Annotated in this window: 13 protein-coding genes; 5 read left to right on the top strand and 8 right to left on the bottom strand. The window is 56.7% G+C overall.

The features are described 5' to 3' along the window. Nucleotides 1-47 precede the first annotated feature (47 nt). Both EOL86_02835 and EOL86_02830 read left to right on the top strand, forming a co-directional pair. On the top strand, nucleotides 48-887 hold the full coding sequence (locus EOL86_02835; protein ID NCD24521.1) for a 4Fe-4S dicluster domain-containing protein: 840 nt from the start codon (nucleotides 48-50) through the stop codon (nucleotides 885-887). Then, on the top strand, nucleotides 884-2,683 hold the full coding sequence (locus EOL86_02830; GenBank protein ID NCD24520.1) for a bifunctional homocysteine S-methyltransferase/methylenetetrahydrofolate reductase: 1,800 nt from the start codon (nucleotides 884-886) through the stop codon (nucleotides 2,681-2,683). Before EOL86_02835 ends, EOL86_02830 begins: the two co-directional genes overlap by 4 nt. A 61-nt stretch (nucleotides 2,684-2,744) precedes the next feature. Here the strand turns inward: EOL86_02830 and EOL86_02825 are convergent, their stop codons facing one another. The 4 genes from EOL86_02825 to EOL86_02810 form a co-directional block, all read right to left on the bottom strand. Next, nucleotides 2,745-3,854 (bottom strand): hypothetical protein, encoded by a 1,110-nt coding sequence (locus EOL86_02825; protein ID NCD24519.1) that lies wholly within the window; start codon nucleotides 3,852-3,854, stop codon nucleotides 2,745-2,747. A 125-nt stretch (nucleotides 3,855-3,979) separates the two neighbouring features. Then, the gene (locus EOL86_02820; GenBank protein ID NCD24518.1) at nucleotides 3,980-4,771 is read right to left on the bottom strand and encodes an ABC transporter ATP-binding protein; all 792 of its coding nucleotides are present in this window, start codon (nucleotides 4,769-4,771) and stop codon (nucleotides 3,980-3,982) included. Further along, entirely contained in the window at nucleotides 4,768-5,652 is an 885-nt protein-coding gene (locus EOL86_02815) for an ABC transporter permease (protein NCD24517.1), read from the bottom strand. The genes EOL86_02820 and EOL86_02815 overlap by 4 nt, the downstream gene beginning before the upstream one ends. A gap of 144 nt (nucleotides 5,653-5,796) precedes the next feature. Continuing rightward, nucleotides 5,797-6,270 carry a ribonuclease HI gene (locus EOL86_02810; protein NCD24516.1) on the bottom strand — a complete coding sequence of 158 codons (474 nt, stop codon included), beginning with the start codon at nucleotides 6,268-6,270 and terminating at the stop codon, nucleotides 5,797-5,799. 77 nt (nucleotides 6,271-6,347) lie between these two features. Here EOL86_02810 and hflK point away from each other — a divergent pair, with 77 nt between their 5' ends. Both hflK and hflC read left to right on the top strand, forming a co-directional pair. Next, entirely contained in the window at nucleotides 6,348-7,427 is a 1,080-nt protein-coding gene (gene hflK, locus EOL86_02805) for an FtsH protease activity modulator HflK (GenBank protein ID NCD24515.1), read from the top strand. Nucleotides 7,428-7,432: 5 nt separating this feature from the next. Next, on the top strand, nucleotides 7,433-8,272 hold the full coding sequence (hflC, locus tag EOL86_02800) for a protease modulator HflC (GenBank protein ID NCD24514.1): 840 nt from the start codon (nucleotides 7,433-7,435) through the stop codon (nucleotides 8,270-8,272). 202 nt (nucleotides 8,273-8,474) lie between these two features. Here the strand turns inward: hflC and purE are convergent, their stop codons facing one another. From purE to EOL86_02780, 4 genes are read right to left on the bottom strand one after another with little or no spacing between them, the layout of a single operon-like run. Further along, nucleotides 8,475-8,957 (bottom strand): 5-(carboxyamino)imidazole ribonucleotide mutase, encoded by a 483-nt coding sequence (gene purE, locus EOL86_02795; GenBank protein ID NCD24513.1) that lies wholly within the window; start codon nucleotides 8,955-8,957, stop codon nucleotides 8,475-8,477. Further along, a complete protein-coding gene (gene purD / locus EOL86_02790) occupies nucleotides 8,945-10,231 on the bottom strand; it encodes a phosphoribosylamine--glycine ligase (protein NCD24512.1) in 1,287 nt (428 codons plus the stop codon). Before purD ends, purE begins: the two co-directional genes overlap by 13 nt. A gap of 42 nt (nucleotides 10,232-10,273) precedes the next feature. Beyond that, nucleotides 10,274-12,082 carry a DNA mismatch repair endonuclease MutL gene (gene mutL, locus EOL86_02785; protein ID NCD24511.1) on the bottom strand — a complete coding sequence of 603 codons (1,809 nt, stop codon included), beginning with the start codon at nucleotides 12,080-12,082 and terminating at the stop codon, nucleotides 10,274-10,276. Continuing rightward, the gene (locus EOL86_02780) at nucleotides 12,082-14,538 is read right to left on the bottom strand and encodes an LPS-assembly protein LptD (GenBank protein NCD24510.1); all 2,457 of its coding nucleotides are present in this window, start codon (nucleotides 14,536-14,538) and stop codon (nucleotides 12,082-12,084) included. Before EOL86_02780 ends, mutL begins: the two co-directional genes overlap by 1 nt. 182 nt (nucleotides 14,539-14,720) lie before the next feature. Between EOL86_02780 and EOL86_02775 the strand changes: the two genes are divergently transcribed. Then, nucleotides 14,721-15,239, top strand: a complete 519-nt coding sequence (locus EOL86_02775) for a hypothetical protein (protein NCD24509.1) — start codon at nucleotides 14,721-14,723, stop codon at nucleotides 15,237-15,239. Nucleotides 15,240-15,275 lie beyond the last annotated feature (36 nt).

Here is a 15,275-nt window from a genome sequence, read left to right as displayed (position 1 = left end):
TGGGTGCGAAGGCGCTCAGGCACCAAGTTTTACCGTGAGGATGGCTCATGCTTGATTTTTTCGTCGATGCATCGCGTTGTGTCCAATGTGGCGAATGCGCCGCTGATTGTCCGGTGTCCGTGATCGATTTGACCCAGGGACTGCCCCGGATTTTGCCCCATAAAGAAGGCTACTGCATTGGCTGTCAGCATTGTCTGGCCGTGTGCCCCACAGCGGCGCTGTCCATTTTTGGCATTGATCCCGATACGGTGGAGTTGTGCGCGCCCCCAGCTCCTGATGTTATCGAAAATCAGCTCCGTGGGCGGCGCTCCGTGCGTCGTTTTCGGACAGAACCCGTGGATGGGGCTATTCTCGAGCGTCTTTTGCGGGTAACAGCCCATGCGCCCACGGGCAAGAACCAGCGTTCGGTGTATCTGTCTCTGATCGATGACCCAGGCGTCATGCAGGCCGTGCGCGAAAAAACCATCATGGGCATCCGTCAGGCCGCTGTTTCCGGGACCTTGCCCGAGGGTTTGGAGTGTTACGCCAAATTCGTGAATCTTTACGACCAGGGACAGGACATTATTTTTCGAGATGCGCCACATATGCTCGTGGTTTCCGCCCCTGCCGCCAGCCCCGCGCCAGAAGCCGACCCTTTCATCACCATGACCTACTTTGAAATCATGGCCAGCGCCTTGGGGCTGGGCGCGGTGTGGTGCGGATTCGCGGCCTGGGCCTTCGACCGGGTCGTGCCCAAATTACGGGACATGCTCGGAGTGCCCCCCGATCATCGTTCCCTGTATGCCATGATGTTTGGCTATCCCGCAGTGCGCTACGCCCGCGTGACCAAGCGCGATATCCGCAATGTGCGCCGCGTGACCATGGCCGATTTGGATTTTGCGCGATGAGCCGGCACATCCTGACTCGTCTGTGCGAAGGCGTGGTCGTGGCCGATGGCGCCATGGGCTCGTTTTTATTCGAACAAGGAGTGGACAGCGCCTCCTGTTATGATGGTTTGAATCTGACCGACCCGGATATGATCCGGTCCGTTCATTCCGCCTATGTTCAGGCCGGAGCCGAGGTCCTCGAAACCAACACGTTTGGGGCCAACCGGGTGAAGCTCGGGCGGTTTGATTTGGGCGACAAGGTTCGGGAAATAAATTTGCGTGGGGCCGAATTGGCCAGGCAATGCGCCGGGACGGGGCGGTTCGTGGCTGGCGCCATGGGTCCTTTGGGTCGCTGGGGCGAAGCCATGCCAGGCGTGGCCGAATTGGAGGAGATTTTTGCCGAGCAGGCCAGGGCCTTGGTCGAGGGCGGCGTGGATTTTATTATCCTTGAAACATTTGCCAGCTTGTCCTTGCTCCGAACTGCCCTGGCCGGGGTGAAGCGGGCCGTGAAAGTCCCCGTGGCCGCGCAGATGGTTTTCACGCAAGGCGGCCGGACCCATTCCGGGCGCGGCGCCATGCAATGCTGCCAGTCCCTGATCGAGTCTGGGGCCGACGTGGTTGGGTTCAACTGCGGTATTGGTCCCAAGAACGCCCTGGACCTGATTCGTGGGCTGGGGCGAATAGCTGTTCCCCTGTCCGTGCTCCCCAACGCGGGTTTCCCGGAAGTTCTCGGGGATCGACTTATCTATGCCAGTTCGCCTGATTACTTCGCTCGCCAGATGGTGGCGTGCGTCGCCCATGGCGCGCGTCTGGTGGGTGGGTGTTGCGGCACGGGCCCGGAGCACATCGCCGCCCTGGTTCGGGCTTTGGACGGGGCGGCGCCCGTGTTTCCGGTCGTGTCGCTCGTAGAGGAGGAAACACATCTTCCGTCTGCCGCGTCAAGCCGTTTGGCCGAGCGATTGGCGGAGGGCAAGGTTATTTTGGTCGAGTTGGATCCGCCCAAGCATCTGGACGTAGAACCCGTGCTGACGGCCGCCCAGGCCTTGGTCGATGGCGGGGTGGACGCGATCACGGTCGCCGAGAATCCTCTGGCCGTGCCCCGTTTGTCCAATATTGTTTTGGGAGGCATGGTGCGGAATCGAACTGGAGCCGAAGTTGTCGTGCATTTGACCGGCCGGGACCGCAATTTGGTCGGCATGCAGTCCACCATCATGGGCATGGCGGTTTCGGGGTTGCATAATATTCTGGCCGTGACCGGCGATCCGCCGTCCGTTGGAAGCGCGGAGCGGGTTTCCGGTGTGTACGATGTGCGTTCCATGGAATTGTTGTCACTGGTGCGGGGCTTCAATCAGGGGCGTAACCACTACGGCGATCCCATGCGGATTCCGGTCAATTTTTGCGTCGGTGCTGCCTTTAACCCCAATACCCGCAACATGTCCTTGCAAGTCGGGCGGATGGAAAAGAAAATCGCGGCCGGCGCCACATTTTTTCTTACCCAACCGGTTTTTTCCCGCGCCCGTGTGGACGAGATCCTGGAGGCCACGGCTCATATCGCCGTTCCGATTGTTTTGGGGATCATGCCCCTGGCCAGTAGTCGCAATGTGGAGTTTTTGCACAATGAGTTTCCCGGCATTGAAATCCCTTTGGAAACCCGCCAGCGCATGGCCAAGGCTGGTGATTCAGGCCAGGAAGAAGGCGTGGACATCGCCTGGGAGCTTTTGGAGTATGCGTGGGCTCATTTTGGAGGCGTGTATATCATCCCGCCCTTCAACCGTCACGCCGTGGCCTTGGAATTGGTAAGGCGCTTGAAAAAATAAGCAAAGGCCGGAGATCAAACCGGCCTTTGCGTTGCCACCCTTGGGGTTCGGTCACCCCCCGTCAACCCCGCCCTTCCGAAACACCGATCACGTATTGTTCCATGACCCACCCCTGGATTTCCTCGCCCTGGACTTCGACATAAAGCCAGCCAGGTTCGACCCCCAGAACCTTGAGGATCATGCCCTCCGAGACCTGGGCGATGACGTCCTCGTCCCTGTCCGGCCCATAGCGTACGTTGAGGACATCAATGTCCACCGCGACATGTTCCGGGTATTCCCGGGTTATGGTCCGCACGGGTTGAACCACTTCGTAGCCTGCTGGCACGCGTCGATAGTAGACATCGCCATGAACATAGTAGGTCAGGCCGGCGGAAATCACGGTTCGAAAGCCAATGGGCAGATTGACCACGATCAACCCCCTGGGCGGGCGGATCAGCACGAAGCCCTGGGGTGTCAGGTGATAATAGCGGCCATGGTGAAAGTGGTAGCGCTTGCCGTGATGGTGGAAAATGTCATGGCGGGGCGGCAGATGGTGAAAGACACGCGCCACGCGATGCGAGTGGTCCCTTCTGTCGCGGTGCCAATCCGTCCTTCGGTCATGGTGGATTTCGTGGTGCGGTTTGGGCTGTTCCCAATGTACGCGTTTTTCGCGCGAATAGCGGTCATCATGCCGTTTTCGTTCATGGTTATTGTGTGGTTCGTGCCGCTTGCGGTCGGGTTTGTCCGATGCATGGCGTGGGGAAACATTTCCGGGCTGCCGTGTATCTGGACGTCCGGGTTGATCGGAAAAGGAATTTTTTCGGCCAGGTATGCCCTGGCTTCGAGTGGACGTGTCTCGTCTGGGATTGTCTGGGCGTTGTCCCTGGTGGATGCCTTGCTCCGCGCGGTGCGATCTGGAAGGGGCATTTTGCCCTGGATTGGCACGGCGGTCATGAACACGAGATCTTTCCGCTCGTGATTCAGGCCGATGGCGTTCCGTGTCCGTGCGCAAAGCCGGGTTCTCGGGCTGGGTTTGTCCGCGACCACGGGGACTCTGTTCCCCAACGCCTTGCCGGCTTGGGTTTTCAAGACGTTGGCCAGGCCCGTTTTCCGCGTGAACCGGGCCGGGATATGGGATCGTTGCAATGGCGACGGCGAGAATCAGGATATGCTTGAACAAAGGAATATTCATGAAATCCTCCGGGTGTGGGCCGTGTTAAGCAAAAAGTCGGCCAGGCAGGAAATGCCGGGAAATGGACGCATTTATTTGTTCGGAGGTTTTGATGTGGACAGAAATTGATCATATCTCGCGAGTGGTCATCCCAGGAGCATGCGATCCGAAATGTCGGCATCGCGAAGACTTTGAAATTTATCGAGCAGGGACTCAACGGTCAGCCTGGATTTGTCCGCGCCGCGCGCGTCCAGGATGATTTGTCCTTGGTGCATCATGATCAGACGATTTCCAAGGGCCAGGGCCTGATGCATGTTGTGCGTGACCATGAGGGTGGTCAAATTGTGACCAGAAACAATTTGCGTGGTCAGTTTGAGAATCTGGGCCGCTGTTTTCGGGTCCAGGGCCGCGGTGTGCTCGTCCAGAAGCAGCAGGCGGGGACGGACAAGGGTCGCCATGATCATGGTCAGGGCTTGGCGTTGACCGCCGGAGAGCAGCCCGACGCGGTCCTTTAGCCGATTTTCTAGACCCAGCTCCAGGGTTTTGAGCCGTTCCGTGAACAGAGCCATGTCCGTCCGTTTGACTCCCCGGCCCAAGCCGCGCCATTGGCCGCGCTTCGCGGCCAGCGCCATGTTTTGGGCGATGGTTCCTCCGCTGAACGTGCCTGAAAGCGGATCTTGAAAAACCCGGCCGATGAACCGGGCCCGCTTATGCTCGGGCCAGGGGGTTACGTTCTGGCCGTCCACGAGGATCTGTCCCGAATCCACGGCATGGGTTCCCGCCAGGCAGGAGAGAAAGGTCGATTTGCCGGCTCCATTGGAGCCGATGATGGTGATGAAATCGCCTTCGGCTATGTCCAGCGAGAGCTCGCGAAGACTGTGCACCTCGTTGATGCTGCCACGATGAAAAAATTTGTTGATGGCGTTGACGGTGATCATCGGAAGATTCTCCGTTTGAGCATGGGCGAGGTCAGAGCCAGGACCACAAGGCCGGCCGTGATCAGATTCAGGTCGCTTGGAGTGAACGAAAACCCACCGATATCCGCCCCCAAGGCCAGGGCGATCGCTGTCCGGTAGGCCACGGAGCCGATAATGACCGCCATGCATGCCCGGGCAATGGTGGAAGTCCCCATCAAGGTTTCTCCGAGGATGACCGAGGCCAGTCCCGCGACGATGGTTCCCACGCCCATGTTCACGTCGGCCGCGCCCTGGTTCTGGGCGATCAGGGCGCCACTGAAGGCCACCAGGGCGTTGGACAGGCCCACGCCCAGGATGAGGACATTGTCGGTATTCACGCCCAGGGCCGTGATCATTTGCCGGTTGTCGCCCGTGGCCAGCATGGCTTGCCCATATTCCGTGCCCAGGAACCAGATCAGGGCAACGGTGATCAGCATGGCGACGACAAAAAAACAGCCCGGACCGAGCTGATACGCGGGAAGGCCCAGGCGTTCCAAATCCGTCAGAATGGACGGGGTGCCCAGCAGGGCGACGTTGGGTCCGCCCATAATACGGATATTGATGGAATAAAGGGAAATCATGGTCAGGATCGAAGCCAGGAGATGCAGAATTTTGAGCTTGGTGTTCAAAATGGCGGTCATGGCGCCAGCCAGAAAACCCGCGCCAGCGGCCAGGATCAACCCAAGATAGGGGCTGTGTCCGGAGGTGATCGTCACGGCGCAGACAGCGGCCCCAAGGGGGAGGCTGCCGTCCACGGTGAGGTCGGGAAAGTCGAGGATACGGAAGGTCAGGTAAACGCCCAGGGCCATGAGTCCGTAGAGAAAGCCCTGTTCCAGGGCGCCGAGAAGTGCGTAAAGAGTCATTGTCGTGGCGTGGTTGACATGGATGGAAAAAGCGCGGCTACCCGCTTGTCAGTGGCCCCATACATGGGGGCACGCGGGAGAACAAGCTGCGCGAGGCGGTTGAAAGGCCAGGCTGATGAAGCCTCGGGGAAGCCCGTGGCTTCATCAGATTTCAGGGCTGTATCCCTGATCCACGGGGAGGTTGCCGCCCGACGCGGCAATTTTGGCCAATTCGTCACAGCGCTCGTTTTCGGGATGGCCGGCATGAGCCTTGATCCAGACCAGACGTACATCATGGGTTTTGAGGAGCGGGATCAGTCGTTCCCAGAGGTCTCGGTTTTTGACGGGCTTTTTTCCCGAGGTTTTCCAGCCATTGCGAATCCAGTTCTGGATCCAGCGTTTTTCCACGGCGTCGCAAACATACCTGGAATCGGTGTGAATGGTGACGTGGCATGGTTTGGAGAGCTGCTCCAGGGCATGCAATACGCCACGAATTTCCATGCGGTTGTTGGTTGTCTGGCGATAGCCTTTGAAGAATTCTTTCCGGACGCCTTCCCAGATCAGGATTGCCGCCCAGCCTCCAGGCCCGGGATTGCCGAGGCTTGATCCATCGGTATAAATCGTGACTTCTGAATTCATCTTTTTTTGTTCCATGCGGTGCTCACCTCGCGCCCTTGTCTTGACCTAAGGGCGTGACTCTTTTACCTGTCCAGGTCATGAATTGGGATTGGGAAAAACTACAAGAAAAGCGGCAGAGGCAGTCTGGCCCCATACCTGGGCCGGATCTGGGTGATTTGGGAGAAAAAGTCAAGCAGTTCAAAGAGATAAAATTTCCAGGGTGGAAGATTGTCGTTATCGCGACCTTGGTCCTTTGGCTTGGCAGCGGCATTTACATCGTCGAGCCCGACGAGGTCGGCGTGGTCAAGCGCTTTGGCGCGTACAGCCGGACCACCGAGGCGGGCCCGCATTATCGGCTGCCCTTTCCGATTGAGTCAGTCGAGACTCCCAAGGTGACCAAGATCCAGCGGTTGGAGGTCGGATTCCGGGGAAGCGCGGTTTCAATGGCTGGCTCGGGCGGGAATATGCGTTTGGTGCCCGAGGAATCCCTCATGCTCACCGGAGATGAAAACATCGTCGATGTGCAGTTCATTGTTCAATTCCTGATTGATAACGCTCAAGATTATCTGTTCAACGTGGCCAATCAGGAAAAAACAGTCAAGGATGCCGCCGAGGCGGCCATGCGCGAGGTCATCGGCTACAACAAGATCGACTCGGCCTTGACCACGGACAAACTGGTCATCCAGAATGACACGCGGGCCCTTTTGCAGCGGATCTTGGACAGCTATCGAAGCGGCATTAAAGTCGTGGCTGTCCAGCTTCAAGATGTCCATCCCCCCAAGCAGGTTATCGACGCCTTCAAGGACGTGGCCAGCGCCAAGGAAGATAAAAGTCGTTTTATCAACGAAGCCGAGGCTTATGAGAATGACCTCATTCCTCGGACTCGGGGCGAGGTGGCGGCGATCACCAATGAGGCCAAGGCCTACAAGGAGTCGAAAATCCGGCAGGCCCAGGGTGAAAGCGCCCGGTTTTTGTCTGTGCTGACGGAATATCGAAAGGCAAAGGATATAACCACGAAACGGTTGTATTTGGAAACCATGGAAGAAATTTTGTCCCGTCCGGGGGTTGAAAAGGTTATTTTGTCCTCGGATTCCAGCCAGCGGGTTTTACCCTACCTGCCTCTTGACAGACTGGAGAAAGGTCTTGGCGTGACACAGCCCAAGGGAGGCGCGCAGTGAAAAGAATGCAATTCATCATTGCCGCCTTGGTGATTGGAGTGTTTTTTATGCTCCAATGTGCTTTTGTCGTCGATCAGACCGAGACAGCCATTGTTTTGCAACTCGGCAAGCCTGTGGGCGAGGAAAGCTACGCGCCCGGACTGCATTTCAAATTACCTTTTGTGCAGAATGTTATCCATTTTGATTCCAGAGTCTTGGAGTATGATGCGCCCGCTGCGGAAATCATCACCAAGGATAAAAAGAACATGGTCGTGGATAATTATTCACGGTGGCAAATTGTTAATCCGCTGCAGTTTTATCGTACAGTACGGAACATTCAGGGAGGAATGTCGCGTATAGACGATATTGTCTATTCCCAGCTTCGCGAGGCCTTGGGACGGTACCTCTTGACCGAGATCGTGGCCACCGAGCGTTCCACCATCATGGACGAAGTCACGACCAAGGCGAATGTTCTGCTCAAGGATTATGGCATCCGGATTATCGATGTCCGCATCAAGCGCACGGATCTTCCCCAGGAAAATCAGATGGCGATTTACGGTCGCATGCAAGCAGAGCGGGAACGCCAGGCCAAACAGTACCGCTCCGAGGGACGCGAGGCTGCGGCTCGGATCACCACCGCCGCCGACCGTGAGCGGGCGGTGATGCTGGCCGAGGCCCGGCGCGAGGCATCGGTGGAACGCGGTCAGGGCGAAGCCGAGGCGACCGCCATTTATGCTCGGGCCCTGGAACAAGATCCCGAATTTTACGAATTCATCAGAACCATGGACGCATACAAGAAGTCCGTTCAGGACGGAACGCGGTTGATTTTGAGTCCGGAAAATGATTTTTTTCGGTATTTACGCTGAGTTGTCATAGTCTTTTGAATAATGCGAGAGGCGGCCCCATGGGGCCGCCTCTCGCATTTTGTGCCATTTTTATTTCAAGGCGAATACTGCTCTTGGAAGCGCTGACTCCTTGCCCGCATGAAAATGGTCAAGATGGCCGCGCACCCAGGGATAACTCGGGCTTTGCTCAAAAAAACGGATACATGCCGGTGTATCAATCGAATTAGAGGGACTGCGCGTCTTCCTCGACCTGGGCCGCCATTCCACGGCGTTCATCCATGATTCGCTGGGCCAATTCCTGATCATGCAGGGCCAGGATTTGCGCGGCCAGCCAAGCGGCGTTGCGGGCGCCGACCTTGTCCAGGGCCAAGGTTCCCACGGGAAATCCAGGGGGCATTTGTACCGTGGCCAGCAGGGCATCCCAGCCGCCAAGAGCGGATCCGGTCACGGGAATACCCAGGACCGGGCGGATGGTCTTGGCGGCCACGGCTCCGGCCAGGTGCGCGGCGAGACCCGCCGCGCAAATGAAAACCTGTACTCCATCCTCCTCCAACTCGCGCACCAGCGCGGCGGTTCGTTCCGGGGTACGGTGGGCCGAAGTGATGGTGAAGTGGGAGGTGACACCCAGTTTGTCCAAGATTTCCACACAGGGCCGCACTGTTGCCTCATCGGATTTGCTGCCCATGAAGATTGCTACTTGTGGCATTCAGACCTCCGTAAGCCTTTGTCGGCGATATCGGTACGATAATAGCTGTTTTCAAAGTGAATCCGTTTGACGGCCTGGTAGGCCCGGTCTCGGGCTTCGGCCAGATCGGCGCCCAGGGCCGTGACACCCAGCACCCGACCGCCCGTCGTCACGGGCACTCCGTTTTCAAGTTTGGTTCCGGCCTGGAAAACATTGACGGTTTCCATGGTTTCCGCATCCTCGATGCCGGTGATGCGCATTCCCCTGGGGTACGCCTGGGGATAGCCCTTGGCCGCCATGACAACGCAGCAACTGGTTTCGGGACGGAACCGGACATGCTCGGGTTTGAGGGTTCCCTGAACACAGGACATCATGATCTCGACCAGATCGGATTCAAGCCGGGACATCAGGGGCTGGCATTCCGGATCTCCAAAGCGGACATTATATTCCAGGATCATGGGGCCGGATGTGGTCATCATCAGCCCCGCGTACAAAATTCCCTTGAAGGGATGGCCGATTTTGGCCAAGTGGTCCACGATGGGGCGGATGCATAACTCGGCCATGGCTGGATAGTCTTCCTCCCGCAGAACTGGAGCCGGGCTGTATGCTCCCATGCCGCCGGTATTGAGGCCCGTGTCGTTGTCTCCAATACGTTTGTGGTCCTGGAGAGAAGGCATGGCGACAATGGCGTGGCCATCGCAAAAAGCCAGAAAGGAGGCCTCCTCGCCCGTGAGGGCTTCTTCCACGACAACGGTCATCCCGGCCGGGCCGAAAATTTGCTTGATCATCATGTCGTTCAAGGCGTCCTCGGCCTCGGCCAGGGTTTGGGCGATCACCACGCCCTTGCCGGCGGCCAGTCCATCTGCCTTGATGACCAGGGGCAGGGGATGCTCGCGGACATGGGCGAGAGCCGCGGCATGGTCGTCAAAGACACGGAAGTCGGCGGTGGGAACGCCGGTTTCACGCATCATTGTCTTGGCGAAAGCCTTGGATCCTTCCAATTGGGCCGCGAAGCCGTCGGGGCCAAAGCAAGGGATGCCAACTTCGCGCAGCGCATTGGCCAACCCAAGAACCAGCGGCAATTCCGGACCGGCCACGACCAGATCGATGGCGTGGGTCACGGCATAATCGACGAGGGAGGGAACATCGCCGTCGTTGATGGCGACATTCCGGCCAACCAGGGCGGTTCCGCCATTGCCGGGGGCTATGTCCAGATTCGTGACCTGGGGATTTTGGCGAATTTTCCAGGCAAGGGCGTGTTCCCTGCCACCGGAACCGACTAAAAGTATATTCATAGGGCCTCCATGTAGGATGCAAAAGGGATGGCGCCGCCCTTTTTAGGGGCGGCGTTTGAAAAGTTTTTCCAAGTCGGCGATTGACCAACTGACCGCTACGGGGCGGCCATGTGGACAATACTGCCTGTCGGGCAATGAACGCCATGCTTCAAGCAGGGACAAGGCCTCGTCCGTGGTCAGGACATCCCCGGCCTTGATGGCCGCCTTGCAGGCCATCAGGGCCCAAAGATCATTCATGGATTTGGGTTTTGAGGCGAGCGTGTCCTCTAAAAATTCCTTGGCCTTGGCGGGTGACAGCAACGGTGGGGTAGCGTTCAAGAGCAAAAGTTGCGGGGTCTTGAGCTCCAGGGAAAAGCCCAATTCGGCAAGTTCAGTCCATACTTCCTGCACGAGATGCGTTTGGGAAGCATGCAGGTGGATTTCAAGGGGCATGAGCAATGGCTGGCGTTCCCCGCGAGAGCCTTGCTGGCGCAGGGCATCGAAAAGGACGCGTTCATGGGCGGCGTGCTGGTCGAGTAGGGACAAGCCATCTGGCGTGGCCAGGACAAGATAGGTTTGGGCAACCTGCCCAAGATAGTGGACGGGGGTGGTGTCCACGCTTTTGGATGACTGGGTGACTGGGGGAGGGCCAGGATTAGGAAGGGGCGGCACAGGGCTGGGCTCTGTTTGAAACAGCTCCGCCACGTTTTTGGTCGTGGCGAATTTGGGTGTGTCCAAGGGCATGTAGGCGGGGGTTTTCTCCCGAACGACGGCGTGTTCGTTTTCGAGGGGAAGGGACATCGGCAGCGGGGTAACCGCTTGCGAGGGAGGTGTCGTGCCCGGCATGGGGGTGGAAAAGGATCCGGAAGTCGAGGCTAAACGAACGTCCAGGCTGGCCAACACGGCTCGGCGAACAAAACGGAAGATTAGGCCTTCATCCTGAAAGCGGATTTCCGTTTTGGCGGGGTGGACATTGACATCGATTTCGTCGGCCGGGACGTCCAGGAAAACGAGGGCCTGGGGATATTCCTTGCCGAGAATGCGACCTCGATACGCTTCGCGTACCGCGCTGAGCATGGTTTTATCCTGCACTGGTCGCCTGTTCACATACAGGTAGATACGGTCCGCCCGGGCCTGGGCCGTGGAAGGATCTCCCACGAGTCCAGCGATGCGCAGAGGCCCTTCGGTGGTGTCGAATTCCGACATGGTGTTCAGGATTGCCCCTGGCCAGGCCATAGCAAGGCGCTCAACGAGGCTTTGCCCGGAAAGGAAGCGAAAAACCGTGCGTTCACCGTGCAAAAATTCAAAATCCACATGCAAATTGGCCAAGGCCATGCGCAGCACGAGTTCCGTGCACTTGCGCGCCTCCGTGGCTGGTTGTTTCAGAAATTTCAGCCGGGCAGGGATATTGGCGAACAGATCGCAAACTTCAATTTCCGTTCCCTGGGGCATGGCGGATTGGGTCTGGCGGATTTGCTTGCCGTGCAGCAGCTCAATGGTTGTTCCCTCGCCCATCGCCTGGGACGAGGAAATCCGGAATCGGGAGACGGAGGCGATGCTCGGAAGTGCTTCTCCACGAAAGCCGAAACTGTGGATGTTGTGGAGATCGTGAAGGCTGGCCAGTTTGCTGGTTGCGTGCCGGGTCAGGGCGAGCGGCAGCTGGTCGGCGGCGATGCCATGGCCATTGTCGCTGATTTTGATCAGTGATTGGCCACCATCGCGGATTTGGATTCGAATGCGGGTGGCATTGGCGTCCAGAGAGTTTTCGATCAGTTCCTTCAGGGCGCTGGCCGGGCGTTCCACAACCTCGCCGGCGGCGATTTGATTCTGAAGGTCTTCCGGGAGTAAACGGATTGCGCGTGGCGACGACATCAGCGACCCAGTGATCCCAATTGGGCGAGATTGAGTTGGATTCCAAAGCGCGTGTCCGTGTCCGTGTCGAGCCAATACGCTTCTGTCGAAAAGCACTGGTGGGAATATTTGAGGATGAATTTTTTTTCGAGATCCATCCCGTTTTCGTAGTCAATGCGATAGAGAAAGGCGGTCGACCACTGCGCGAACGGCGAAAAACCGCCACCAAATTCGGCTATGTGTTGTCGGTCCTGGTTCTGACGTTTATATTCGTCAATTTCCTCCAGAAAATCGAGTCCGAAAAAGCCGTACATGTTCCTTGCGTCATGAACATAAAGTCGGTGTTCGTGTTCGGTAATCATATTTTCGTAGGGAGAATACCACGATTTATTGCTTAGAGTCAGCCAAGGCGCCAGATTGGTGGTCAGATCCAGCAATACGTCGGAAAATGGCCGGCGAGCGTATTCGTCGAGGTCGTCGTTGCGGGACGCTTCCCGGAAATCATGACTTTGCTCAAGGCGGAGCCGGATCAATTCTGTGTAATTGTAAAAAGGGCGCAGCAAGCCTTGCTGGGCGGGGTCTGGCTGTAATCGTCCGGTTTTAGTCGTAAAAATGTTGCTTATGGAATACTTGAGCTCGTTGCTGGCTTCGATTCGGTCCATCTCGTCAAAATAGGGCAGGGGATCCTGGTCTTCATAGGGAATATAGACATATTCCAGGCGAGGCTGGAGAGCGTGCCTGAGTTTAAGCCATGTCGGACTGGTTTGATTGGACGACAGGGCGGTATCGTCATCAAGCGTGAACACGCGTGAAAATTCAGTATAGGCCGTGGCCGTGAAATCCGGCAGGGACCGCGTTGGGGCGCTATTGTCCTTGTCCACGCCTGCATCGTCATTTTCAAAACGTTGGATGAAATAGCCTGTTCCGCGCCATCCGACTTTGGGGATGACGCTGCCGTAATCAAAATGAAGGGGAAGGCCGAGCAGGGGATGAACGTCCACACGCGTGCCCGTCGTGCCATATTCGCGCCAGAAGGAAACCAGTTGGCTGGAGCCCTCCAGGGTGAACGGGCCGGCGGGGAGGTCGATTTGATACAGGTTGAGGTCGATTTCCGGGAGTCTCTGAATCGTTGGGTCGTGCGCGTGACCCATGCCCGGGTTATTGTTGTTGCTCGTGTAGGTCAGGTTTTGCGTGTACTCGAAAAGACCTTGGAGGCCGACATGGGCCCAGTTTCGGCTTAGCAACAGACGGTTGGTCCGGAGCTTGTTGTCCTTGTCTTCGATGTCTCGTCCAAAATGGTCCAGAAAGCTGTTTCTGCTTTTGCTGAAACCAGAGTAACCACTTGAAAATTCACGTAAATAGTCTTGGTCCGAAACGAGGTCGAGATCAACCTTGATGTTCCAGTCCGGGTGGATCAGATAGCCATCGTATTTTCCGCGCAACCACCAGCGTTCTGCGTTGGAACGGTCCATGCCGAGGTTGTCGGAATACAGCGATGACGTTTCCGTTGTCGCATCGTGCAGATAATCCAGATGCCAAATCCCCTGGGAATGGATATCCGGCGTGAGCCGGTATTCGGCGCCAAGCATGAGCCCCTTGCTGCCCATGAAGTTGGCATACAGGGTTACGTCTTGTTCCTCGTCGATAACCTGATAATAAGGCTGGTTATAAAAAATTCCCAGGCGGTCGCTGGTCCCGATTTCCGGCATGAGAAAGCCGCTTTGCCGCTTTGTTTTGACCGGGATGACGGCATAGGGGGAAAAAATGACCGGCTGGTCCAAGACCTGGAATCTGGGCGTCCAAAGATGGGCATATCCATCGATGGTGATGTCGCCGCGCGAGGTCTTTATGGACCACGCTGGCTGCTCGCCGTCACAAGCCGTGACCGTGGCTTCCCGAAATTCGTAAGTTTCCGGGCCGGTTTTTTTGAGTAATTCCCCGGAAAAATACATGTGGGGCTCGTCCATGAAGACTTGGCCGTCTTTAAGCCAGCCGACGTGGGTGTTGAGATCGAATTCGGCTTCATCCGCCCGCAAAAAATCGCCTTGAAATTTAGCGCGGATATTGCCTTTCAGATAGACCCATCTCGTTGCGTGGTAATACCGCGCATAGTCGGCTTTGATATAGTCCTTGCCGTGGTCGAGGACGACCCCGCCAAAGGCTTCGATATATTTATTGTCATGACTGGCGGTGGTTTTGTCGGCATAGAGGCGCCATGTGCTTGGCTGCTCCAAGTCGGTCGCGCTGGCGGATTCGAACAGCGCCGCGCAAAGGCAGATGCTCATGACTCCAAGAAAAAAAATACGATATAAGACGTTCATGAGGATATTTGGAAGAGTTGGGTGGTTGTGCGTGCCTGGATTATCAATTGTTGCGGTCAGGTAGCATAGGCGGTTGCAAAAGCATAGCCCGAACAATGGGGAAATGCGGGCCGAAATTCCAGAAGAGGGGGGTGTTTTTGGAACCACTGAAAGCATTGTGGATTTTATAACTAACTAAATTTATGCACTAAATACTATAAATTCACTTGTTGCTTTTTTCACGAACGACTTGACCTCAAAAGAGCCCTGATTTAAGAACGCCGCAATTCCGCGTAACGGATCTTTTTCTGTTTGCAAGGACTTATCGGTTTTTCAAACTTCCCACCGCCAAGGTTGCCATGGATCTGCACACGTTTTTGATTGAAAATCATAAGGGTATCGCCGAGCACTGGGTCAGTGCGATTTTTAAAACCTATCCGGAGGAAGGGGCGAAATTCTTTTCCGGATCATCCAATCAATTTGCCAACCCCGTGGGCCATTCGTTTCGCTCCAATGTCGAGTCGATGATCCTGACCCTGGCCAAGGGCGGGGATGTCGCGGATTGCGCCACGGCCCTGGATGGTATCCTGAGGATTCGAGCCGTGCAGGGTTTTCGTCCATCCGTGGCGCTGTGTTTTTTACCAGCCCTTAAGGAAATCGTGTTTCGGGAAGTCTCCAAGCATTATCCCGCGGAGTCCGTTGATGCTCTGTTGCATGACTGGAATTTGTCCGTGGACCGTCTGACCATGATGGGATTTGATTTGTATGTTGATTGCCGCGAGTTGCTGTGGAAGCAGAAAGCCAACCAGCTCTATAGCAGAACGCACAAATTGCTGGAGCGGGCCAACGTTCTCACGGACGAGGAGGTAGCGGGGTAGTGTCCGTTGAATATATTTGGAGTTAACCCTTTAGCG

The organism is Deltaproteobacteria bacterium, assembly GCA_009930495.1.
Lineage (GTDB): Bacteria > Desulfobacterota > Desulfovibrionia > Desulfovibrionales > Desulfomicrobiaceae > Desulfomicrobium.
The sequence above is the reverse complement of the archived record's forward strand: the minus strand, read 5'-3'. Positions and strand labels throughout refer to the sequence as shown.